This window comes from Geobacillus thermopakistaniensis, from assembly GCF_000498995.1.
Classification (GTDB): Bacteria; Bacillota; Bacilli; order Bacillales; family Anoxybacillaceae; genus Geobacillus; species Geobacillus thermoleovorans.
In genome coordinates, this window is sequence record NZ_AYSF01000042.1 from 1 (window position 1) to 23335 (window position 23335).

The window sequence follows — 23335 nt, forward strand, 5'->3', positions numbered from 1 at the left end:
CAAACGCTTGGCAAAACGCCGCCGAAAAATATGCTTCATTTTTAATGATGGGAGGAGCAACGAACATGCGCATCATTGAAGGAAACTTAGTCGGCACCGGATTGAAAATCGGCATCGTCGTCTCTCGTTTTAACGAATTCATCACGGGCAAGCTTTTATCTGGGGCGATCGACGGCTTGACGCGCCATGGCGTGAGCGACAGCGACATCACTGTCGCCTGGGTGCCGGGTGCGTTTGAAATCCCGCTTGTGGCGAAAAAAATGGCGGAATCGAAGCAGTTTGACGCTGTCATTACGCTTGGCGCCGTCATCCGTGGGGCAACGAGCCATTTTGACTACGTCTGCAGCGAGGCGGCCAAAGGCGTCTCCCACGCGGCGCTTGCAAGCGGTGTTCCGGTCATTTTCGGCGTGTTGACGACGGACACCATTGAACAGGCGATCGAGCGGGCCGGCACGAAAGCGGGCAATAAAGGATGGGAAGCGGCGGTGTCGGCGATCGAAATGGCGAACGTCTTGCGGACGCTTGCGTAATTTGCGTAAAAAGGCATGAAATGGTTCACAATATCGGTGAGAATGTTTATAATACGTATAGAGAAAATGACAAAAACTTTTCCATTTCGGAAAAGCGTTTGTCGATAATGAGGGATTTTTATGTTAATCCGTTACCGAAAAAACTATGAGAAAATCGCCATGGGACTGTTGTCGTTTATGCCGACGGAAAAAGACCTGAAACGGCTGCAGCAGACGATGAAACAGTATGAAACAAACAACGATTGGCAGCTGTTTTTATGGAAAGAAGGGGATGACATCGTCGGCATTATCGGCGTCCTGTTGCGCGCTCCTGATGTTGTGGAAATCCAGCACATCAGCGTCAATCCGTCACACCGCCACCAAGGGATCGGAAAACAGATGGTCAAGGCATTGAAAGAGGTGTACCCGGGCTGCCGATTGTGCGCCAACGAGTGGACCGCCTCGTTTTTCGATAAATGCCATGCGTGCAACGAATAACGAAACTAGCGCGGCTCCGCGCTCAGGCGGGCGGCGGAGGGGGAGGGAAGCCAACTCCTTCCGCTTTGGCCCGTTTTTTTTGTTCGCGTGCGGCGACGACGTCCGAGCGGTCGCGGCGCCGGTGTTTATCCACAAGATCAAGGTTGGCTAGGTCGCTGGCTTGCCCCCAAACGAGCTGCCGGTGGGCGCAGGCGGCCTGGCATTGCTCATAAAGGGAACGGTCGCGAATCGGCAGTTCGACGCTTTCGTACGGTTCGCCGCNCACAAGATCAAGGTTGGCTAGGTCGCTGGCTTGCCCCCAAACGAGCTGCCGGTGGGCGCAGGCGGCCTGGCATTGCTCATAAAGGGAACGGTCGCGAATCGGCAGTTCGACGCTTTCGTACGGTTCGCCGCGAGTGATCCGCCCAGCCGTCTCGTCGAGCAAGCGGGCGAGCGCCTCGTCATCGAGGCCGAGCCGCCGGATCATCTCTTGCGCTTCGTCAAGCAGCGCCCGCGCCCGTCGAATGAGGCGCAGCGCTCCCGAGACGTTGCCGCGCCGGTAATGGTAAAAAGCGACCGCCGTTTGAATGAGCACAAGCCAACCTTTGTTTCGACCGTCTTGTTTCCAATGTTCCTCCAAAATTTCGTGGCATTCAAAATAATCGCGGTCGCTATGGAAATGGACCAAATACTCGATATACGCTTTTGGATACATCGGCCATCGTTCCTTTCAAAAGTGGGCCGCGCCATGTGAAGGCGGACGGCTCTTCTTCGATTATACGACTTCGGCGGTCTGCGGCGCAAAAAAGAGACTGTTTTCCGTTCGCTTCGCCGCTTCGTTATGATACAATAAATGTACTGCAGCTGGAGACGAGCCTACCGGGCGGTGGTTCTGGAAAAAATGGTGGGATGGATGTGCAATTGCCATACAACGTCAAAATCGAAGCGTTTGAAGGGCCGCTTGATCTGCTTTTGCATTTGATCAACCGCTATGAAATTGATATTTACGATATTCCGGTCGCGCAAATTACGGAGCAGTATATGGCGTACATTCACGCCATGCAGGAGCTTGAGTTGGATATCGCCAGCGAATATTTAGTGATGGCGGCCACCTTGCTTGCGATCAAAAGCAAAATGCTGTTGCCGCCCTCCAATGAGGAAGCTGTCGACGGCGACATCGAGTGGGGCGATGACGGGGACCCGCGCGAGGAGCTGGCGCAGCGGCTGCTTGAATATAAAAAGTTTAAAGAGGCGGCGCGCGAACTGAAGCGGCGCGAAGAGGAGCGGGCGCTTTTGTTTACAAAGCCGCCGAGCGACTTAAGCGCATACGCGGATGAGAAAAAGGCGGCGCCGCTGGATGTGAACGTATACGATATGCTTGGCGCCTTGTCGAAGCTGTTGCGCCGAAAAAAACTGCAAAAACCGATGCGGGCGAAAATCTCCCGCCAAGATATTTCCGTCGAACAGCGCATGGCGGAAATTTTGCATGAACTAAAGCAGGCGAACGGGCGGAAAAACTTTTACGAGCTGTTTCCGTCCTACGATCGTTCGTATATCGTCGTGACGTTTTTGGCCATTTTAGAGTTGATGAAGCAAGATGAAATCATCGTTGAGCAAGAACGGAATTTCAGCGATTTGTTTCTGGCGGTGAAACCAGCCGGTTGAGGCGGTGCGGTTTGGCCGCGGCGGTTTGCTGCGGCGGGCCGCTTTTCTTTTGTTGTTTGCCCATGCCATGATAAGGCGGAGAGCTGACTCACATTGGGGTGAGAAGACTTGGGAAACGACGAAAACAGGAGGAAAGGAGGAGGGGCGCCAACGAGTTTGGCGTGGCAGAAGGGCGATGGAACAAAACGAAAGAGAAAAAAAGGGCGCCGGTGCGCCAAATTCGGCAAAGGCGATCGTGGAAGCGTTGTTGTTTGCTGCCGGCGATGAAGGGCTGTCACTTTCGCAAATCGCCGCTGTGTTGGAAGTCAGCGAGCTAGAGGCGAAAGCGGTGATCGAGGAGCTTCAACAAGACTGCCGACGGGAAGAGCGCGGCATCCAGCTTGTCGAACTTGGCGGCGTGTTTTTGTTGGCGACAAAAAAAGAACACGCCCCCTATTTAAAGAAGTTGGTCGAAGCGCCGGGAGCATCGCCGCTGTCGCAGGCGGCGCTTGAGACGCTCGCCATTATCGCATACCGCCAGCCGATTACGCGCGCGGAGATTGAGGAAATTCGCGGCGTAAAAAGCGACAAGCCATTGCAGACGCTGATGGCACGGGCGCTCATTAAAGAGGTTGGACGAGCCGAAGGAACCGGGCGGCCGATTTTGTACGGGACAACCCCGGAATTTCTCGATTATTTCGGGCTAAAAACGCTCGAGGAGCTGCCGCCGCTGCCGGAATGGGCGGACGATGGCGAATCCGAGCGGGAAGCGGATTTATTTTTCGAAAAATTAGCAGAAAATTTGAGCGATGGGCAGCCGGAATATGGTAAACTAAAGAAAAATGGCTGATCGGGAAGGAGAGCGCTCATGAACGTTTGCCGGCTGTACGGTGAAGAGCTGCAAAAGTCGCAATCGAACACGTTTGAAGACTATTTCAACCGCTCGGAAGTCACGTACCGCGACGGGGGCGAAGAGCGGACGCTGTCTGTGTTGTATTTGCGCCATTTTGAGGCGGCGCTGCTTGATTGGCTGCCGTATGAAAGCGATCCACTGTTTACGGCTAACGGGCGCGACATTCATTTGCGCGACATCATTGCTCTTGTCTGTTTATGGAAAAATCCGGCGTATCGGAAGCGAAAGCGCGTCTACATTCATGATGAAGAGGAATTGCGCCGTTATTTTGCTGAGGTAGACGCCAAAACGCTGCAGGCGCTTGTCAGCGAATGGGCGGAAACCGGCGAGTGCCGCTTGCCTGAACGGTCGGCGTAACGAGAAAATGCGGTTGGCGCCGCGTTTTCTGTGCGTCTGGACAAGGAAACCGTTTGGTGCAGCCGGCGGTTTGCCAAAGCAGCCTGCCTTTTTCAGAAAAAAGGGGGGGCTGACCCAAAACGCGAATATGTTTTGGGTCAGCCCGATTTTTTTGAGCGGTTTATCTATGGCTCATTTGCAGACCCGCTGCAGGGAAGCATCACGGCGATTCTGTTCTTCCTTGCTGTCTTTTCCTATGATGACTGCCCTCGCTCCTCTATGTATGAGCGGCCGGGAATTTGGGTGAATGCGGACAAGAACGATTTCCCCATGACAGCATACGATATGGCGAACAAAACAGGAGGAGGTTTTTACCAAATGGACGATCAGGTGTTGTTCGCCCAATATGCGGCTAGGGTGAACGAATGGGGAAATCAAGTCAAGGAGACGCTCGCTTTGCGTGGGGCAAGCACGGATGGCGCTTCGTCGCTGCTCGAGTTTATTGCCGAGCATGACGGCGAGTGGACGGAAGAGGCCGTCCGCGAGCTTCAGCGCCTTGCCGATGACGTGTATGTCGGTGCGCTTCGCCAGTATGTCATGGAAGCGGCTGCGTGGGGAAGACAAGTTGAACAGGCGCTGTCTGCACGCAGGATGGCTGAGGATGTTGGGCTTTCGTCTTTGTTGGCGTACATCGATGGACACGGCGATGAATGGACCGAAGAAGCGATTTACGAGCTCCAGCGTCTTGTCGATGACGTATACACTCGGGCCGTCCGCCTGGCTGATTCGTCAGCTGCCGATCGGGAAGAAGAGGCGACGCAAGAACAAGTCGAAGGGGAATCGGTGTCGCCTGAACTGGAGAGTGAAAACAAAGAGAACGAAGACGGATGGCTTGACACCAGCGGGACGGCAGAGCGGGTTGAGGACGCAAAAGAGCCGGCTTTTATGGCGGAGCTCTCCGACTCGCCGACTGATGCAGCTGACGGCGAGCCGGATCAAGTGGACAACGTGACCGATGGAAAGCGACGCTGGGTGGATGCGGACGACGGCGGTGAGCCGCGTCAACAAGTAGCGCCCGGCCGTCATGTCTTGCCGCCGCTGCCGTACCGTTATGATGCGCTCGAGCCGCATATTTCCGAAGAAATCATGCGCCTTCACCATACGAAGCATCATCAAAGCTATGTCGACGGTCTTAATCAGGCGGAGCGGATGATGGCCGAGGCGCGCCGGACGAACAATTTTGATCTGTTGAAACATTGGGAGCGGGAAGTGGCGTTCCACGGCTCCGGGCATTATTTGCATACAATCTTTTGGTACAACATGCATCCAGAGGGCGGCGGCGAGCCGCGCGGGGAGCTGCGGGCGCAAATCGAGCGCGATTTTGGCAGTTTTACCGCCTTTCGCCGTCATTTCACCGAAGCGGCGAAAAGCGCCGAAGGGGTCGGCTGGGCGCTGCTCGTTTGGGCGCCGCGAGCGCACCGTCTGGAAATTTTGCAGGCGGAAAAACACCAGCTCATGGCGCAATGGGATGTGATCCCGCTTCTCGTGCTTGATGTGTGGGAGCATGCCTACTATTTGCAATACAAAAATGATCGGGCGGCGTACATCGAACATTGGTGGAACGTCGTCAACTGGCGCAACGTTGAAGAACGCTTTCATGAGGCGCAGAAGCTTCGTTGGCAGCCGTTTTAAACGGGCGGGGGGGAACCCCCTGCCCGTTTTTTTGGGAGAGCAGGCGCTGCGATCCATCAGGACACCTGTCCGCCGTTTCAAGGAGCGGCTTTCTCTTTGCAGGGAAAATGTCATCAACGCGCCCAGCGCAAGCGCCGGAGCGGATCGTTCAGGCTGTCTCCCCTTGCAACAGCATTTTTTCATCATATTTGTCCCATCGAGGCATACACTTGTACAAAACGCGGCTTTGGGGTTCAGCCTGTTTCCGCCGCGACGTTTCTTCGGCTGCGGCCCGTTCAGCCTAATCGGAAAGGAGGAACAGGCGATTCCTCCCCGCTCCTTAAAGGAGGGGGATCCTCGCCGATATGAGATGAATAAGCAGAAGCGGCTCATTGCGCTCATTCTTGCACTCGCTGCGGGGATTATGGCATTTGTTCCAGAGCGGATGCGCGCTATGGATGGGGTGAGCGCAAAAAGCGCGATTTTGATAGAGCAGCATTCCGGGCGGGTTTTGTTTGCCAAGGATGCCTATACAAAACGGCGCATCGCCAGCATTACGAAAATTATGACCGCCATTTTGGCGATTGAATCGGGGAAGATGGACGACACGGTGACGGTCAGCGCCCGCGCTGTCCGGACCGAAGGGTCGTCAATTTACTTGCGCCAAGGGGAGAAAATCAAACTGCGCGATTTGGTATATGGGCTGATGCTTCGTTCCGGCAACGACGCGGCGGTGGCCATCGCTGAACATGTCGGCGGCAGCGTCGAAGGATTTGTTTTTTTAATGAACCAAAAAGCGGCTGAAATCGGGATGCGTGATACCGAGTTTGCCAATCCGCACGGGTTGGATGACGCGGAAAACCACTACTCAACCGCGTACGATATGGCGCTGCTCATGCAATATGCGATGAAAAACAAAGAGTTTCGGCGCATCTCGGGGACGAAGGTGTACCGCGCCCCCGCTCCGCCCGGCGAAGACGGCGCGCGTGTGTGGCGAAATAAAAACAAGTTGTTGACAAGTCTTTACGAATATTGCACCGGCGGCAAAACCGGCTATACGAAACGGGCCCATCGCACGCTCGTGACGACGGCATCCAAAGGCGGCATCGATTTGATCGCCGTGACGTTGGATGCACCGGACGATTGGAATGACCATATCGCTATGTACGAATATGGATTTTCTCATTATCACATCGCCAAAGTGAGCAGCGAGCGGGTGGTCGACAAAATTTCTGATCCGTTTTACCGCGGGCGGCTGCAGGCGGTCCGCGATTTGCGATATCCGGTGACCGATAAAGAGGAGAGCGGGCTGCGGGTGAAAGTGTATTTGCTGAAGCCGCGCAAGGAATGGGAAAAATACCCAGAACGGGCGCCGACAGAGGTCGGAAAGGCGGTGCTTTATTTGCATCAAAAGGCGGTTGATTCGGTGCCGCTGCTGTATGAACCGGGAAAGGAAGGAAGCGGCCGAGGGTTTTTATGGCAAGTATTTCGCTTTTTAGGTGTGAGAAGAGATGGTTAACCTCATTTGGGTGATGATGGCGGTCATTGGCATCGTCTTTGCGGCGGCCAACGGCACGATGGACGAAGTGAACAAAGCGGTGTTTGAAAGCGCCAAAGAAGCGGTGACGATCAGCATCGGCATGGTCAGCATTTTAGTGTTTTGGCTCGGGCTGATGGCGATCGCTGAACGCGCCGGCTTGCTTGACAAAGCGGCGCGCCTGTTTATGCCGCTCGTACGCCGCTTGTTTCCAGAGGTGCCGCCCGGCCATCCTGCGCTCGGCTATATCGTCTCGAATATGGTCGCCAACATGTTCGGCCTTGGCAATGCGGCGACGCCGATGGGCATAAAGGCGATGGAGCAGCTAAAAAAGCTCAACGGCGGCCGCGACGAGGCTAGCCGGTCGATGGTGACGTTTTTGGCCATGAACACATCAGGCATTACGCTCATTCCGGCGACCGTCATCTCGATCCGCATGACGTACGGTTCAGCGGCGCCGAGCGAGATCATTGGGACGACGATCGTCGCTTCGACGATTTCGACGATTGGGGCGGTATTGATTGACCGGTACTATTATTGGAAACGGATGCGGAAAGGCAGGAAGCCATAATGGCCATCGTCCAACTTCTTTCTGTTTGGCTGATCCCTGCGCTCATTGCTTTTATTTTGCTTTACGGTACAGCAAAGAAAGTGCCGACGTACGAAGCGTTTGTGGAAGGCGGCAAGGAAGGGATCGAGATCGCGTTTTCGCTCATCCCGTATTTGGTCGGCATGTTGGTGTCGGTCGCCATTTTCCGAGCCTCAGGGGCGCTTGATGCCATGATGGAAGTGATCAAACCGCTGGCTGATGCCATTGGACTGCCGGCCGAAGTCGTTCCGCTTGCGGCTCTCCGCACGCTTTCCGGCACGGCGGCGCTCGGCATGACGACCGATTTGATCGCTACTTACGGCCCGGATTCGTTCATCGGGCGCCTTGCTTCTACGATCCAAGGCAGTACGGAGACGACGCTTTACGTGCTCACCGTCTATTTTGGCGCCGTCGGCGTCAAAAAAATGGGCGATGCGTTAAAAGTCGGCATTTTGGCCGACATTCTCAGCTTTATTGTTTCTGTTTTCATCGTTTTGTTTGTATTCGGGCGCTAGCGGCGCCTTTTTTCGTTCCCGCCGTCCGGCGGGTTTTTTGTTTGCAAAGGGGACGGGAAAGGTGAAAAATAAAAGTGCCGCACTTGTATCTGTTAGACGGAAAGGGTAAGATGATGAAAGAGGTGAGAGAGAATGGAACGGTTGCAAAAAGTGATCGCCCGCGCCGGCATCGCGTCAAGGCGCAAGGCGGAAGAACTCATTTTGCAAGGGCGGGTGAAAGTGAACGGCCGCGTCGTCAAGGAGCTTGGCGTCAAGGTCGGGCCGCGCGATGATGTCGAAGTCGACGGCATCCCGATCGAGCGCGAAGAGCCGGTGTATTATTTGCTGTACAAGCCGCGCGGGGTGATTTCCAGCGTCAAAGATGACAGAGGCCGCAAAGTGGTGACCGATTTTTTCAAAGATCTGGACAAACGCATTTATCCGATCGGGCGGCTTGACTACGATACGTCTGGACTGCTTTTGTTGACGAATGACGGCGACTTTGCCAACCTGCTTATGCACCCGCGGTATGAAATTGAAAAAGTGTACATTGCCAAAGTGAAAGGCATTCCAACGCACGAGCAGCTGAAACGGCTCGAACAAGGAGTGCAGTTGGAAGATGGCATGACGGCGCCAGCCAAAGTGAAGCTGCTCTCCGCCGACCGGAAGAAGGGGACAGCCATTGTGGAAATCCGTATCCACGAAGGACGAAACCGGCAAGTGCGCCGCATGTTTGAGGCGATCGGCTGCGAGGTGCTGAAGCTGAAGCGGGAGCGGTACGCGTTTCTCGATTTGAAAGGGCTGCGCCCCGGCGAATACCGCGAGCTGACGCCGCATGAGGTGAAGTTGCTGCGCGTCCTTGCCCAATCCGGGGGAAGAAAATGACGAAGATTGTCACATAACGTTCATATCCTTGCGCATAAACGAGCGAGGGACTTTGCTATAATGGAAAATGGGAGATTGTGAACCGCTTGCCTCCCCTCTACCGTTGGCTGTGGGGGAGGAGAAACGTAAAGGGGTTTGAACGATGAAAAAACAACAGCGCTTAGTGATGAGGACAGCGATTTTGCTCGTGTTGCTCGCGGCGATCGGCTATACGATTTACACGAATTTTTTCACGGAGAAAACGGCTGTCGCTGTTGGTTCGACGGCGCCTGATTTTGTGCTGACCGATTTGAAAGGGCATGAACATCGTCTTTCAGACTATCGCGGCAAAGGCGTTTTTTTGAACTTTTGGGGAACGTGGTGCAAGCCGTGCGAGCGGGAGATGCCGTATATGAACGAGCTGTACCCGATTTACAAAAAACAAGGGGTTGAAATTTTGGCTGTCAATGTCGGTGAACCGAAGTTGAGCGTTGAAAAGTTCGCGGAACGGTTCGGCCTGACATTTCCGATTGTGATCGACCGTCAAGATCAAGTATTGAACGCCTATAACGTCGGGCCGCTGCCGACAACGTTTTTGATTGACAAAAACGGCGAAGTAAAACAAATCATTACCGGAACGATGACGAAAGAAGACATCGAACGGCATCTAGAAAGCATCAAACCGTAAGGAGTTTTGCGCCATGGAACACGTCAAATGCGAATGCGGCCATGTCAATCCGCACGGCACGGCGTTTTGTGAGTCGTGCGGCAAGCCGCTTGCCGATTTGGGAGAAAAACTGATTTTGGACATGCGCTACGAAGGAAGCGCGCGCCGATCGCAAACGTACAAAAAAACGATGATCGACCAAATTTGGGCGTTTTTCTCGTCGGTCAAAGTCGGGGTGGCGCTCATCGTCATCACGCTCATCGCTTCGGCGATCGGCACGATTTTCCCTCAGCAAATGTATATTCCGCCGAACGTCGATCCGGCGGAGTATTATAAGCAGCAGTACGGCTGGGCAGGGAAGCTGTATTATGAGCTCGGCTTTAACAACTTGTACGGCTCATGGTGGTACATTTTGCTCATCGCCTTAATCGGCGTTTCGCTTGTCATTTGCAGCTTGGACCGGGTCGTTCCGCTTTACCGCGCCTTGAAGCGGCAAGGGGTGAAGCGCCATCCGCGCTTTTTAGAGCGGCAGCGGTTGTTTGGCGTCTCGCATGTGAGCGATCTCGACAAGACGATGGCTGTGTTGAAAGAACGGCTGGCTGCGCGGCGCTACCATGTCCGCGAGGAAGACGGGCATTTGCTCGCTGAAAAAGGGCGGTTTTCCCGCTGGGGGCCGTACGTCAATCATATCGGCCTCATCATTTTCTTGATCGGGGCGATGCTTCGTTCCGTTCCCGGCATGTACATCGATCGGGTGATGTGGATTCCGGAAGGGGAGACGAAAGAAATTCCTGGGACGAACGGCCGCTACTTTTTAAAGAGTGAAAAATTTATTTTTGAAACATATGAGAAAGGCAAAGACAACGAAGTGTTCAACGCTGCCATCGACCGCGTCGGCAACGGGATGATCGCCAAAAACTATCAAACAAACGTCGTGTTGTATAAGCGTGTCGGTCCTGTGATCCCCGGCGCCAAGCCGAAGCTTGAAAAAGTGAAGGAGTATCCGATTCGCGTCAACGAGCCGCTGGAGTTCGACCATTATGCGCTCTACCAAGTCGATTTCCGCTTGAATGAGCCGAAAGCGATGTCATTTCAGTTGGCGGACAAGCAGTCGGGGGAAACGTTCGGCACGGTGACGGTCGACTTGTATGATCCGAAAGAGTCGTACAATCTCGGACATGGGTATCGCGTTGAGCTATTAAGCTATTTTCCTGATTTTGAGTTTGATGAAGACGGCAATCCGTCAACGAAGTCGCGCGTGCCGAACAATCCGGCGTTCGTGTTCAAAATGTACGCGCCGGACCGTCCGAAAGGGGAAGTAAGCTTTGTCGCCATCCAGCAGACGATCGAACCGTTTGGCAACAACAAATACAAAATGGCGTTCGCGGGGCTTCAAACCCGCAATGTCTCCGGTTTGACCGTCCGCCGCGACTTTACGCTTTGGATTTTAGGGGTAGGCGGCGCGATTTTCATGATCGGGCTCATCCAAGGGATGTATTGGAACCACCGCCGCATTTGGGTGCAGCGGGTAAACGGTGAGCTATGGATTGCCGCGCACACGAATAAAAACTGGTTCGGCTTGAAAAACGAGCTGCGCCGTTTGCTTGACGGCACCGGCGTCATGATGCCGGCTGATCAGCTCGAAAACGACAAAAAAGCCGGACAAGGGGGACAAGTCCATGGACATGGTACAGCTTAGCAGCACGTTGCTATATATCGCGTTCGTTCTATATTTAATCGGCACGTTCTTTTTTGGCGGAGCCATTCGCGACAAGCGAAAAGAACGGCAAGAGAAGGATCGTTGGTCGCAGCTTGGCATCTCCGTGACGATCATCGGCTTTCTCGCCCAAGTCGGCTATTTTGTGACGCGCTGGATCGCCGCCGGGCACGCGCCCGTGAGCAACTTGTTCGAGTTTACGACCTTTTTCGGCATGATGCTGGTTGCTGCTTTCATTATTATTTATTTCATTTACCGGCTGAGTGTGCTCGGCTTGTTTGCGCTGCCGGTCGCGTTGCTTGTGATTGCTTACGCAAGCATGTTTCCGCGGGAAATTTCGCCGCTCATTCCCGCCTTGCAAAGCGATTGGCTGCACATCCATGTGACGACGGCGGCGGCTGGTGAAGCGATTTTGGCCATCAGCTTTGTCGCTGGGCTCATCTATTTGATTCGCGTCGTCGATCAATCGAAGCCGTCGAAACGGACGTTTTGGCTCGAAGTGGTCATGTTTTGCTTAATTACCACGCTCGGCTTTGTCATCGTTTCGACAGCGTTCGGTCTTTCTGGGTATGAAGCGAAGTTCACGTGGGTGGACAAAAACAAGCAGACGGTTGAGGTCATCTACGATATGCCGGCGCTCGTTGGGCCGCACAAAGGGGAGCTTATGAAAGAAAGCGCCGGCCGCATGGAGCCGCTTGTTGAGATGCCGGCGATCATCAATGCAAGAAAGCTCAATACGGTCATCTGGTCGCTCATAGCCGGAACGGCGCTGTACATCATGCTTCGGCTTCTCTTGCGCAAGCGCGTTGCCGCCGCGCTCAAGCCGCTCGTGAAGAACGTTAACTTGGATTTGACCGATGAGATCAGCTATCGGGCGGTGGCGATCGGCTTTCCGGTGTTTACGCTCGGGGCGCTCATTTTCGCGATGATTTGGGCGCAAATCGCCTGGACGCGTTTTTGGGGCTGGGACCCGAAAGAAGTATGGGCGCTTATCACTTGGCTGTTTTACGCTGCCTTTTTGCACCTTCGTTTGTCAAAAGGCTGGCATGGTGAAAAGTCGGCATGGCTCGCCGTCATCGGCTTTGCCATTATTATGTTTAACTTAGTGGCGGTCAACCTCGTCATTGCGGGATTGCACTCGTACGCCGGAACATAATGGAAAACAACCGGATGCTCTGTTGGCGAGCATCCGGTTTTTCGGTAAACTAGAAAATAGGGAGTATTTCCATTGATGATGGGAGGGTGCAAAGCATTGGAAAAACAAGAAAAAACCGTCCGTATTTTAGTGGTTGACGATGAAGAGCGCATCCGGCGGCTCTTGAAAATGTATTTGGAGCGGGAAAACTATGTGATCGATGAGGCCGGTGACGGCAATGAAGCGTTGGAGAAGGCGTTGACGAATGATTATGATGTCATTTTGCTCGATCTGATGCTGCCGGGCAAAGATGGAATTGAGGTGTGCAAAGAAATCCGCGCGCAAAAAACGACGCCGATTATGATGTTGACGGCAAAAGGCGAAGAATCCAACCGCGTGCAAGGGTTTGAAGTCGGCACGGATGATTACATTGTCAAGCCGTTCAGTCCGCGCGAAGTCGTGCTGCGCGTAAAAGCGCTGTTGCGCCGCGCGGCGAACGCCGCCTACGCGCCGGTGGAGACGACGGCGAAAGACGTGCTTGTGTTTCCGCATTTGACGATTGACAACGATGCCCACCGGGTGACGGTCGACGGCAAGGAAGTCAGCTTAACGCCGAAAGAATATGAGCTGCTTCTCTTTCTGGCCCGCTCGCCCGACAAAGTGTTCGACCGCGAACAGCTGCTCAAAGAAGTATGGCATTACGAGTTTTTCGGCGACTTGCGCACGGTCGACACCCACATTAAACGGTTGCGCGAAAAGTTGAATAAAGCGTCGCCGCAGGCGGGAAAAATGATCGTCACCGTCTGGGGCGTCGGCTACAAATTTGAGGCAGTGAGCGACTAATGTGGCTGTTTCGCAGCGTCGTCGGCAAGCTATGGTTTACGATTTTGTTGCTCGTTTCGTGCGTGCTGTTTATTTTAAGCATTTTGCTTATTAAATTTTTGGAAGATTATTATGTGCAGGAAGCGGAAAACGACTTGACCCGCCTGGCGACAAAAGTGGCCGAGGTGATGCACGATTACCGCGACGAGCAGCTTGCCCGCTCGATCGCTTGGACGCTTGTGGACAATCGAACGAAAGCCGTCATCGTCGCCGATGACTCGCACTATTGGTATTCGCCTGGCGATGCTGGGTTGGACAATATGCCGCTGTCGTCGATTCGCCAAGATCGGGACTTGCGGCGTGTGCTGACAGATGGGAAAACGGTGAAAAAGCGTTTGTATATGCCGGAGCGGCATCCAAAAGAAAAGCTGCCCCGTGATATGATCATTGTCGGCGTGCCGATGTCGATGCCGGATGGCAGCCGAGGAGCTGTGTTTATCTATCAGTCGCTCGAGGCGATCGCCGACGCGACGGAGCGGACGAAAGAGTTAATTTTTCTCGCCGCGTTTATCGCCATTGTCATGACGACGTTTTTTGCCTTTTTCTTGTCGACGCGCATCACCGCTCCGCTCCGGAAAATGCGGCAAGCCGCGTTCGAAATGGCGCGGGGCCATTTCGATATGAAAGTGCCGATTTTAACGAACGATGAGATCGGTGGGCTGGCGATGGCGTTCAACCAAATGGGACGGCGTCTGCAGTTTAACATCAACGCCTTAAACCAGGAAAAAGAACAGCTCGCCAGCATTTTAAGCAGCATGGCCGATGGCGTCATTACGTTTAACCGCGACGGGGAAATTTTGATTACGAACCCGCCGGCTGAGCGGTTTTTGCAGGCGTGGTATTTTGAGCAAGGGAACGACGCGGAAGCGATGGCGCCGTTGCCGCCGCAAGTGAAAGAGCTGTTTGCCCGCGTCGTTCGCGAGGAGAAGGAGCAATCGACCGAAGTGACGCTGCAGGGGCGGACGTGGGTTATTTTAATGACGCCGCTGTACGGCAAAACGATGGTGCGCGGCGCGGTGGCTGTTTTGCGCGACATGACCGAAGAGCGGCGGCTTGACAAGCTGCGCAAAGACTTTATCGCCAACGTTTCGCACGAATTGCGCACGCCGATTGCCATGCTCCAAGGCTACAGCGAGGCGATCATCGACGATATCGCGGCGAGCGAAAAAGAGAAGAAAGAGATGGCGAAAGTCATTTATGACGAGTCGCTGCGCATGGGCCGCCTTGTTAACGATCTGCTTGACTTGGCGCGCATGGAAGCTGGCCATATCGAGCTAGAGTACGAACAAGTCAAGCTTGTTCCTTACATCGAGCGGGTGATCCGCAAGTTTTACGGGCTGGCGAAAGAAAAGCAGATTGAGCTGACAGCCGAGTTTCGCGATCGGGACATCGAAATCGCTCTCGATCCGGATCGGATCGAACAGGTGCTGACGAACTTAATTGACAACGCCATCCGCCATACGGAATCGGGCGGCACAGTTCGCCTCATCATCGAACCAAGCGGCGACGGCGTGACGATCCATGTCCAAGACTCTGGTTCCGGCATTCCCGAAGAGGATTTGCCGTTTGTGTTTGAACGGTTTTACAAAGCCGATAAAGCGCGCACGCGCGGCCGTTCCGGCACCGGGTTAGGCCTTGCCATCGCCAAAAACATCGTCGAAGCGCATAAAGGGCTCATTACCGTTCACAGCAAACTGAACGAAGGAACGACGTTTTCGTTTTATTTGCCGGCCCGCGGACCGAAAGGAGCGTAGCGCCGTTTGGAAGAGCGGGGAAGCCACGGCTTCCCTGCTTCTTTCATACTGAAGCGAACTGGTTGACGGATTTGTTTTAGTGGTATAGACAACTAGAATATATAATGTTATAATGAGAGACAGAAAGTGGGGAATCGCGATGAAGCGGTGGATATTGAAAAATGCCGAGGTGTATGCAGAAACAGGAAACATTGAACAAGGGTATGTGCTGATCGAAGGGGAAAAAGTGGCCGCGATCGGGCCGATGTCGTCATGCCCAACTGATGCAGGGGCGGAAGTGATCGAGCTTTCCTCACGGTTTTTCATCGTGCCGGGATTCATCGACGTCCATATTCATGGGGCGGCTGGGGCGGATGTCATGGATGCGACCCCGGAGGCGCTTTACAAGATGGCCAACGCCTTGCCGGCGGAAGGGACGACGAGCTTTTTGGCGACGACGATGACAGCGCCAAGCGAACAAATCGAAGCCGCGCTTCGCAACGTCGCTCGCTATATGGCGGAGGCGAACAGGCCGGGAGCGGCCGAAGTGCTCGGTGTTCATCTGGAAGGACCGTTTTTGTCGCCGAAGCGCGCCGGAGCGCAGCACCCGCGCCATCTCGCCGATCCGGACATCTCACTGTTCCAGCACTGGCAAAAGGCGGCGGGCGGCCATATCCGCCTTGTCACGCTTGCCCCAGAGCGGAACGGGGGGCTGGAACTTGCCGCCTACTTGAAACAGACGGGTGTGATCGCTTCGATCGGCCATTCCGATGCCGTTTACGACGAAGTAAAAGCGGCGGTCCATGCAGGGGTGACGCATGCGACCCACCTGTTCAATGGGATGCGCGGCATCCATCACCGTGAACCGGGTGTCGCCGGTGCTGTGCTTATGTTTGAAGAAGTGATGTGCGAGCTGATCGCCGACGGGTTGCACGTTGCGCCGCCGATGGTCCGCTTCGCTTACCGGAATAAAGGAAGCGATGGGCTCATATTAATCACCGATGCCATGCGGGCGAAATGTCTAGGTGATGGGCGGTATGAACTTGGCGGCCAAGAGGTGACTGTTCGGGGCCAAGAGGCGCGGCTTGCCGACGGCACGCTGGCGGGAAGCGTGCTCAAGCTTGGCGAGGCCATCCGCCGTGTGCTCGATTATACTGGCTGCACGCTTGAAGAGGTGATCCGCATGGCGAGCTGGAATCCGGCGAAACAGCTTGGCTTGCTTGATCGGAAAGGCAGCTTGCGGCCCGGCAAAGACGCCGATGTCGTCGTTTTGAATGAACGATATGAAGTCATGATGACGTTTTGCCGCGGCGCCCTTGCCTATCGCAAGCCGGATGAAAGGAGTGGAGAGCGATGGCCATGAAGCTTTTGAAAGTTGCTGACTACGCAGAGATGAGCCGTCAGGCGGCGGACATCATCATCAAACAAGTCAAGGAAAAGCCGAACGCCGTTCTCGGCTTGGCGACCGGCTCGACCGTGCTCGGTGTGTACCGCGAATTGGCCGCCGATCATCGGCAGCATGGGACATCGTATCGGCTCGTGCGCACGGTCAATTTGGATGAATACGTAGGCCTTGGCCCGGATCATCCGAACAGCTATCGCTATTATATGAATCAGCATTTGTTTGCCCAATTGGACATCCCGCTTCACGAGACGCATGTGCCGGATGGCTTGGCCGCTGATCTTGACGAAGAATGCCGCCGTTACGAGCGGCTCATCGATGAATTGGGCGGCATCGATTTGCAGCTGTTGGGCATCGGCCGCAACGGCCATATCGGCTTTAACGAGCCAGGAACGCCGTTTTCGACAGCCACCCACGTCGTCGAGCTGACCGAGCTGACACGGGAAGCGAACGCCCGCTTTTTTCCATCGCTTGATGACGTGCCGCGCTATGCCATTACGATGGGAATTGCGACCATTTTGCGCAGCCGCCGCATCGTGCTGTTGGCGTCAGGGGAGGAAAAAGCGGACGCCATGGCCCGGCTTCTCGAAGGCGTTGTCACACCGGACTTGCCGGCTTCAGCGCTTCACCTTCATCCGGACGTGACGATCATCGCCGACTGCGAGGCGCTCTCGCTCATCCCAAAGGAAAAGCGGCGGGTGGATGCGCCGTGATCGATAAACAGTCGCCGATTCCGATTTACTATCAGCTCGAGCAATATATGAAAGAAAAGATCGAAAAAGGGGAGTGGCAGCCGGGCGAAATGATCCCGTCTGAGCGCGAGTTGGCGGAAATGTATGACATCAGCCGGATGACCGTTCGGCAGGCGGTCAACAATTTAGTGAACGATGGCTATCTCATCCGCCGGCGCGGGAAAGGAACATTTGTCGCCGCCCAAAAAATCGAGCAGCCGCTGAAAGGGCTGACGAGCTTTTCCGAAGATATGCGGGCGCGCGGCATGGAGCCCGGCACGATCGTCCTCAGCTTTGAGATGGTTCCAGCTTCCGAGAAACTCGCTGAAGGGCTTGGCGTCACGGAAGGCGATGACCTTTACGAAGTCCGCCGCCTTCGGTTGGCCGACGGCTTGCCGATGGCGTTGGAGACGCTGTACATTCCGGTCAATCTCGTCCCCGGACTGACGCGTGATGTTGTAAGCGGTTCCGTCTATGAATTTATCGAAAAAGAAAAAGGGATGATCATCGGCTCCGCTGTTCAAACATTGGAAGCATCTGTCGCCCGCAAGGTGGAGGCGGAGCATCTGAAGATGAAAGAAGGGGCTCCGGTGCTATTGCTTGAGCGCCGCACGCACCTTGTCGACGGTCGGCCGCTTGAAGTCGTCAAATCGGTGTACCGCGGCGACCGGTACAAATTTATGATTGAGATGAAAAGGGGAGGATCATGATGTTAGGCTTTTTACAGCGGCTTGGAAAAGCATTAATGCTGCCGATTGCCGTTTTGCCGGCGGCAGGATTGTTGCTTCGGCTCGGTCAGCCTGATTTATTGAATATTCCGTTTATCGCAGCCGCAGGCGATGCAGTGTTTTCCAATTTAGCGCTCATTTTCGCCATCGGCGTGGCCATCGGTTTTTCGAAAGACGGCAACGGCGCGGCGGCGCTTGCTGGGGCGATCGGCTACTTTGTCTTGACAAAAGGGGCCGCCGCGATTGATAAAGACATCAATATGTCCGTATTAGGCGGCATCATCTCCGGAGTGATCGCCGGGCTTTTATACAACCGTTACCATGATATCAAGTTGCCCGACTGGCTAGGCTTCTTCGGCGGACGGCGGTTTGTGCCGATCGTGACATCGCTTGTCATGCTCGTGCTTGCCTTGATTTTTGGCTATGTATGGCCGCCGATTCAAGATGGCATCAACGCGGTCGGCCATTGGATCGTTGGTGCCGGGGCGGTTGGCGTCGGCATTTTCGGGTTCCTCAACCGGTTGCTCATTCCAGTCGGATTGCACCATGTGTTAAACAGCTTCGTCTGGTTTGTGTTTGGCGAGTATAACGGAAAAACGGGCGATTTAAGCCGCTTTTTCGCCGGCGACCCGGATGCGGGCATTTTTATGGCCGGCTTCTTCCCGATCATGATGTTTGGCCTGCCCGCGGCAGCGCTGGCGATGATCGCGGCGGCGAAAAAAGAGCGTCGCAAAGCGGTCGCCGGCGCGCTCCTTGGCGTGGCGTTGACGTCGTTTTTAACCGGGATTACGGAGCCAATTGAGTTTCTATTCATGTTTTTATCGCCATTGCTCTACGTTGTCCATGCCGTGTTGACCGGCTTGTCGCTCGCAGTGGCGACAATGCTTGACATCCACCACGGGTTTACGTTCTCGGCCGGGGCGATTGACTTTTTCTTAAACTACGGCATTGCGAAAAAACCGTATTTGTTGATTGTTCAAGGTCTTGTATATGCTGTCGTCTATTTCGTCGTCTTCTATTTCCTCATTACGAAGCTCGATTTGAAAACGCCGGGGCGTGAAGATGAGGTAGAGGGAGAGTTTGCCGACAGCGGTGCGGCGCAGTTGGGCGTCAAATACGAGGACCTTGCTGCAAAATATATCGAGGCGTTAGGAGGAAAAGATAATCTCGCGCAAATTGACAATTGTGTCACACGCTTGCGCCTAAAAGTGAAAGACATGTCAAAAGTCAACGAAGCAGAATTGAAACGTTTGGGAGCGAAAGGCGTGCTTCGCCTCAACCAAACGGATTTGCAAGTGGTCGTTGGCACGGATGTCGAATTTCTGGCCAACGCTATGAGAAAATAAGGAACAACGAAGCCGTTCTTTTAAGGGACGCCAGAAAGGGGGAGCTCCGGTGAAGCGGCTGTTGGATTGCAACGCCTCCGATTTTCGTCGGATGACAGGAAAACAGTTAAAACAATCGATTCAAGCGTCAGAAGGCAGGGTGATCGTCGCGGAAGTCGTCGGGGAATTCGCGCCGCTGTATCCGGCGGTCACCAACGCTGAACTGGCCACGGCGTTTGGGGCGGATTTGCTGTTGTTGAATTGGTTCGATGTGTTCCGGCCGGTTGTGAACGGGTTGGACACGAACGAACCGAATCAAATGGTGGAACGGTTAAAGCAGTTGACAGGGCGCCCGGTTGGCGTCAATTTGGAGCCGGTTGACCCAAATGCAAAACAGCTTGAGGAGCTTGCGACGCTGCCAAAAGGGAGAATGGCAACGGCCGAGTCGCTGCAACAAGCAAAACAGCTAGGATTTGATTTTGTTTGCCTAACCGGAAACCCGAAAACAGGCGTGACGAATGATGAGATTGTGAAAGCCATCGAAACGGCGCGGTCCATTTTAGGCGAGGATGCTCTCGTGATGGCTGGGAAAATGCACGCGGCAGGCGTTGCCGATGAAGCGGGAAGCGGGATCGTATCGGAAGAAGTGGTGGTGCGTTTCATTCACGCTGGTGCGGATGTCGTTTTGATGCCGGCTCCTGGAACGGTGCCGGGGGTGACATTAGACAAGACAGAGAAGCTTGTTCAGGTGGCGCATGAACATGGGGCGCTTGCGATGCTGACGATCGGCACAAGCCAAGAAGGAGCTGACGAGAGTACGATTCGTCAAATCGCGCTTGCAAGCAAAATGGCTGGGGCGGATCTACATCATATCGGCGACGCTGGCTATCATGGCATCGCTGTTCCAGAGAATATTATGGCGTATTCGATCGCCATTCGCGGCAGACGCCATACGTATATTCGCATGGCAAGATCGCCGTTGAGATAAAGTGGAATATGATCAGTCGGTCCCAAAAGCATTCGCTTTTGGGGCGTTTTTTTGCCGGGAGAGGATAGGATGGGAGCCAAGATGATGGAAAAATAAGTTTGCGGATGTGGGAAACATTTGCCTTGTACCGCCGCCTCTATTTATTTTGTGATCAAATGAAAGAACAAATTTGTGATAAAATGAAAAAACAAATGGGAAAGCATTGCGAGTGGCGGGGAGAATATGATGATTGCCGAGCCATTATTTCATCTCATTCTCATTTTCAGCGTATTGTTGCCGCTTGTATCGTTGACAGTGTTGGCGCTGTTGGGGGTAGCAGAAAAAGAAGTGGATTATTGGCAGTTGGAACATGCGCGCCTTCGATTGGAAAAAGAACTTCAAGAAAGCAAGTATATGCAGCTCCATCAACAAATCCGACCGCATTTCTTTTTCAATGCGTTGAACGCTTTCTTATCCTTGGCGCGCTTAGGAAAAAATGAAGAAATGATTCGGGGAATGGAGCATTTTGCGCTGTTTTTGCGTGATAGCTATGAGACGAAACAGCCGCTTATTCCGTTCAAACAAGAATGGGCGCATACAAGCAACTATCTAAGCGGGGTCCATGGCACGCATTGCTGAGGAGACAGGATTTTCTAGTCAACATCATTTCAGTCATTTGTTTCGAAAATATGTCGGCATCCCGCCTACGAAGTATAAGGAGACCAATGGATAATGGACTGGTATATGCTTTTATTCATGGCATGCGTACTGCTGCTTGCTGCTGTGCCGCATATTGGTCGCCACAGTTTTATCGGAGCGGAGGCGCTTGGATTAAGCAAGGGGGTCAATGCTCTGTTACTGCGTTTTGCATCCGGGGAGCTGCTGTTGTTTGGATGCTATGCTTTTATTCATGGCGGAGTGGCGGCGGGGGTGGTGACGGCTATGGCGGTATGGGCCGCCGTTTTTGTGCTTTGGCGTTCAGCAGCGGCCGTGCGCTATCGTTCCCTAACAAAGGAAGGGGATCGCTGGCCGGACTGCTGTTTTACGGCGCGGGCTTTGTTTTTCTTTCGGTTTTTTGTTCGCCTTCTTTCGATCGGCCGGCTGCTTACCGTTGTCGTGTTATGTGCCTATTTGTTGCAGCAACTCTTTCGTTTTTCTCCGACTTTTTTATTCATTTGGTTCGTCTATGTGTACGTGTTTACCGTGCTCGCCGGTTGGTTGGGGATGCGGAAAATCGGAACGGTTCTGCTATACATTGTTTATATAGTGATGGGAATGGTTCCGTTTGCCTATTATCTAACGGGCGGTGTGGCGCGGCAATATGAGATGATTGTACGCACTGTCCCAGCTTCCCTCGATGTGAACATGGTTTCGTTGTTCGTGTTGTTTTGGGCTGTGCTGGCGGCGGCTGCCGGGCAATGGTTGGCCGACGAGTATGTATGGGATATTGCATCAATATTGAAAAAAGAACGCGTTGCGCTGACGTTTTCTATGGCCGCGTTTTGCCTTGCTCCGCTTCCGTTGGCCGTTGCAGCCTTATGCGTCCCGTATGCGGCGGCCGCTTCGACTGCCGCCATACTGAAACGGTGGCTGCTTCATTCTTCTGTCTTGATTGCTTGGCCGCTTACTATTGCCTTGCTGGCGGCGTTGTCACTCAGCTTATCCCTTTCCTTGCATTCCGTTGTGCAAATTTTTTGGCACAGGTGGAGCAGGCATCTCTCATGGACATATGTCATCTCTTTTTTGCTTGTACTAGCCCTCTTTTTTATTGCTCCTCTTCTTCCGATGCGGATGGTCATGTTTTCGACCGCCTTGCTTGCCTCCTCGTGTTTTGGGTTGGCTGCTTTACGGACAGGAGAGAAACCGATGGGGGTTATAGGCATGATCGGATGGGTATGTTTGTTTGCTATCGCCTGGCGATGGGGAATGCGCCATAATGTGCTGGAGGCCATAGCATGGAATGGGATTGGCGGTTTCTTGTTTACTCAGATTTATCGATTAATTCAAAAAATAAAGAAGTAACAAAAATGAATCAAAAAAATGCAAAACAGTTTGTTTGCTCCCTGTTATAATGAGACAAAAACGAAAGGGAGGAAAGCGGACATGTCATTTGTTCCATGCACAACGGCCATTTATTCATTTAGCAAAAACCACCAACCGGTTCGAACAGTCCAGTCAGGGGAAACGTTTGTCATCGAAACGTACGACTGTTTCCAAAATCAAATTACTTCAAGCGAAACGCCGTTTGACTCGATCGATTGGAATCATATCAATCCGGCGACCGGACCGATCTATATTGAAGGGGCGGAACCCGGTGACATTTTAGCGGTAAAAATTGAACAGATTCGCCTCAAAGGACAGGGGGTCATGGCTGTCGGCCCAGGGCTCGGGGTGCTTGGCGACCGGATTCCGCAGTTTGAGGCAAAAATGATTCCAGTAGAAGAAAACCGGGCCGTATTTGACGAGCATCTTTCTATTCCATTAAATCCAATGATTGGCGTCATCGGGGTAGCGCCGAGCGGTGAGGATGTGTCGTGCGGGACGCCCGGGCCGCATGGCGGCAATATGGATACAAAGCTCATTACAACAGGGGCAACCGTTTACTTCCCGGTTTTTGTCAAAGGGGCGTTGTTCGCATTAGGCGATTTGCATGCGGCGATGGGGGACGGCGAAATCGGCGTGTCTGGTATCGAAATTTCGGGGGAAGTGACGGTCACCGTCCGGGTGATGAAAGGATATTCGCTTAACCATCCACTGTTGCAAAACGATGATGGCATTGCGACGATCGTCTCGGCCAAAACGTTGGATGAGGCGGTCAAACAGTCGGTTGAGGAAATGGTTAATTTGCTGTTGCCGCACACTCCGTTGACGCTGAACCATTTGACGATGGTGCTTAGCGCTGCCGGTCAGACACAAATCAGCCAAGTCGTTGACCCGCTCGTCACGGCGCGTTTCTTTGTACCGCGATTTGTGCTTGAAGCGTATGGCATCCGCCTGTTTGAGGATTGAGGAGG

The 23335-nt window shown here is 53.7% G+C and carries 25 protein-coding genes; 24 read left to right on the plus strand and 1 reads right to left on the minus strand.

Going from position 1 to position 23335, the window contains the following annotated elements; all coding sequences use genetic code 11:
- Positions 1-65: 65 nt before the first annotated feature.
- Together ribH and T260_RS131145 are read left to right on the plus strand one after the other, a co-directional pair.
- Positions 66-530 (plus strand): 6,7-dimethyl-8-ribityllumazine synthase, encoded by a 465-nt coding sequence (ribH, locus tag T260_RS131150; RefSeq protein ID WP_011231776.1) that lies wholly within the window; start codon positions 66-68, stop codon positions 528-530.
- Between the two features lie 120 nt (positions 531-650).
- The gene (locus T260_RS131145) at positions 651-1007 is read left to right on the plus strand and encodes a GNAT family N-acetyltransferase (RefSeq protein ID WP_011231775.1); all 357 of its coding nucleotides are present in this window, start codon (positions 651-653) and stop codon (positions 1005-1007) included.
- A 22-nt stretch (positions 1008-1029) separates the two neighbouring features.
- On the opposite strand, the gene T260_RS1000000140230 is transcribed toward T260_RS131145, so the two are convergent.
- The gene (locus tag T260_RS1000000140230) at positions 1030-1701 is read right to left on the minus strand and encodes a DUF309 domain-containing protein (RefSeq protein ID WP_023633867.1); all 672 of its coding nucleotides are present in this window, start codon (positions 1699-1701) and stop codon (positions 1030-1032) included.
- Between the two features lie 194 nt (positions 1702-1895).
- Between T260_RS1000000140230 and T260_RS131135 the strand changes: the two genes are divergently transcribed.
- The 22 genes from T260_RS131135 to T260_RS131055 all read left to right on the plus strand — a co-directional run bounded on the left by T260_RS131135 (position 1896) and on the right by T260_RS131055 (position 23330).
- Positions 1896-2651 carry a segregation/condensation protein A gene (locus T260_RS131135; RefSeq protein ID WP_020278275.1) on the plus strand — a complete coding sequence of 252 codons (756 nt, stop codon included), beginning with the start codon at positions 1896-1898 and terminating at the stop codon, positions 2649-2651.
- Positions 2652-2826: 175 nt separating this feature from the next.
- Positions 2827-3480, plus strand: a complete 654-nt coding sequence (scpB, locus tag T260_RS0120065) for an SMC-Scp complex subunit ScpB (RefSeq protein ID WP_011231772.1) — start codon at positions 2827-2829, stop codon at positions 3478-3480.
- An 18-nt stretch (positions 3481-3498) separates the two neighbouring features.
- Positions 3499-3900, plus strand: coding sequence for a hypothetical protein (locus tag T260_RS131130; protein WP_011231771.1), 402 nt, complete (start codon positions 3499-3501; stop codon positions 3898-3900).
- 357 nt (positions 3901-4257) lie between these two features.
- A complete protein-coding gene (locus T260_RS0120070) occupies positions 4258-5571 on the plus strand; it encodes a superoxide dismutase (protein ID WP_031212613.1) in 1314 nt (437 codons plus the stop codon).
- A 349-nt stretch (positions 5572-5920) separates the two neighbouring features.
- The gene (locus T260_RS131125) at positions 5921-7069 is read left to right on the plus strand and encodes a D-alanyl-D-alanine carboxypeptidase family protein (protein WP_020278277.1); all 1149 of its coding nucleotides are present in this window, start codon (positions 5921-5923) and stop codon (positions 7067-7069) included.
- Entirely contained in the window at positions 7062-7658 is a 597-nt protein-coding gene (locus tag T260_RS131120; RefSeq protein ID WP_011231767.1) for a nucleoside recognition domain-containing protein, read from the plus strand. Before T260_RS131125 ends, T260_RS131120 begins: the two co-directional genes overlap by 8 nt.
- Positions 7658-8191, plus strand: coding sequence for a spore maturation protein (locus T260_RS131115; protein ID WP_011231766.1), 534 nt, complete (start codon positions 7658-7660; stop codon positions 8189-8191). The genes T260_RS131120 and T260_RS131115 overlap by 1 nt, the downstream gene beginning before the upstream one ends.
- A 132-nt stretch (positions 8192-8323) precedes the next feature.
- Positions 8324-9055, plus strand: a complete 732-nt coding sequence (locus tag T260_RS131110) for a pseudouridine synthase (protein ID WP_011231765.1) — start codon at positions 8324-8326, stop codon at positions 9053-9055.
- A 142-nt stretch (positions 9056-9197) separates the two neighbouring features.
- Positions 9198-9722 (plus strand): thiol-disulfide oxidoreductase ResA, encoded by a 525-nt coding sequence (gene resA / locus T260_RS131105; protein ID WP_011231764.1) that lies wholly within the window; start codon positions 9198-9200, stop codon positions 9720-9722.
- A 13-nt stretch (positions 9723-9735) separates the two neighbouring features.
- Entirely contained in the window at positions 9736-11400 is a 1665-nt protein-coding gene (locus T260_RS131100; protein ID WP_014196240.1) for a cytochrome c biogenesis ResB family protein, read from the plus strand.
- Positions 11387-12574 carry a c-type cytochrome biogenesis protein CcsB gene (gene ccsB, locus T260_RS131095; RefSeq protein WP_011231762.1) on the plus strand — a complete coding sequence of 396 codons (1188 nt, stop codon included), beginning with the start codon at positions 11387-11389 and terminating at the stop codon, positions 12572-12574. Before T260_RS131100 ends, ccsB begins: the two co-directional genes overlap by 14 nt.
- 78 nt (positions 12575-12652) lie before the next feature.
- Positions 12653-13396 (plus strand): response regulator transcription factor, encoded by a 744-nt coding sequence (locus T260_RS131090; protein ID WP_464314378.1) that lies wholly within the window; start codon positions 12653-12655, stop codon positions 13394-13396.
- Positions 13396-15189: an ATP-binding protein gene (locus T260_RS131085; protein WP_023633870.1), complete on the plus strand. Its 1794-nt coding sequence runs from the start codon at positions 13396-13398 to the stop codon at positions 15187-15189. Before T260_RS131090 ends, T260_RS131085 begins: the two co-directional genes overlap by 1 nt.
- A 139-nt stretch (positions 15190-15328) precedes the next feature.
- A complete protein-coding gene (gene nagA / locus T260_RS131080) occupies positions 15329-16531 on the plus strand; it encodes an N-acetylglucosamine-6-phosphate deacetylase (protein ID WP_023633871.1) in 1203 nt (400 codons plus the stop codon).
- Positions 16522-17283, plus strand: a complete 762-nt coding sequence (gene nagB, locus T260_RS131075; RefSeq protein WP_023633872.1) for a glucosamine-6-phosphate deaminase — start codon at positions 16522-16524, stop codon at positions 17281-17283. The genes nagA and nagB overlap by 10 nt, the downstream gene beginning before the upstream one ends.
- Positions 17280-18011 (plus strand): GntR family transcriptional regulator, encoded by a 732-nt coding sequence (locus T260_RS131070; RefSeq protein WP_011231757.1) that lies wholly within the window; start codon positions 17280-17282, stop codon positions 18009-18011. Before nagB ends, T260_RS131070 begins: the two co-directional genes overlap by 4 nt.
- The gene (nagE, locus tag T260_RS131065; protein WP_021322078.1) at positions 18011-19375 is read left to right on the plus strand and encodes an N-acetylglucosamine-specific PTS transporter subunit IIBC; all 1365 of its coding nucleotides are present in this window, start codon (positions 18011-18013) and stop codon (positions 19373-19375) included. The genes T260_RS131070 and nagE overlap by 1 nt, the downstream gene beginning before the upstream one ends.
- 49 nt (positions 19376-19424) lie before the next feature.
- On the plus strand, positions 19425-20342 hold the full coding sequence (locus T260_RS131060; protein ID WP_014196233.1) for a DUF7916 family protein: 918 nt from the start codon (positions 19425-19427) through the stop codon (positions 20340-20342).
- A 225-nt stretch (positions 20343-20567) separates the two neighbouring features.
- Entirely contained in the window at positions 20568-20960 is a 393-nt protein-coding gene (locus tag T260_RS0120075) for a sensor histidine kinase (RefSeq protein ID WP_014196232.1), read from the plus strand.
- Complete coding sequence (locus T260_RS1000000138720) at positions 20944-21054, plus strand: helix-turn-helix domain-containing protein (RefSeq protein WP_227016043.1); 111 nt, start codon at positions 20944-20946, stop codon at positions 21052-21054. The genes T260_RS0120075 and T260_RS1000000138720 overlap by 17 nt, the downstream gene beginning before the upstream one ends.
- Positions 21054-22343 (plus strand): hypothetical protein, encoded by a 1290-nt coding sequence (locus tag T260_RS0120080; protein ID WP_020278283.1) that lies wholly within the window; start codon positions 21054-21056, stop codon positions 22341-22343. The genes T260_RS1000000138720 and T260_RS0120080 overlap by 1 nt, the downstream gene beginning before the upstream one ends.
- Positions 22344-22424: 81 nt before the next feature.
- Positions 22425-23330, plus strand: a complete 906-nt coding sequence (locus tag T260_RS131055) for an acetamidase/formamidase family protein (RefSeq protein ID WP_011231752.1) — start codon at positions 22425-22427, stop codon at positions 23328-23330.
- Positions 23331-23335: the final 5 nt, after the last annotated feature.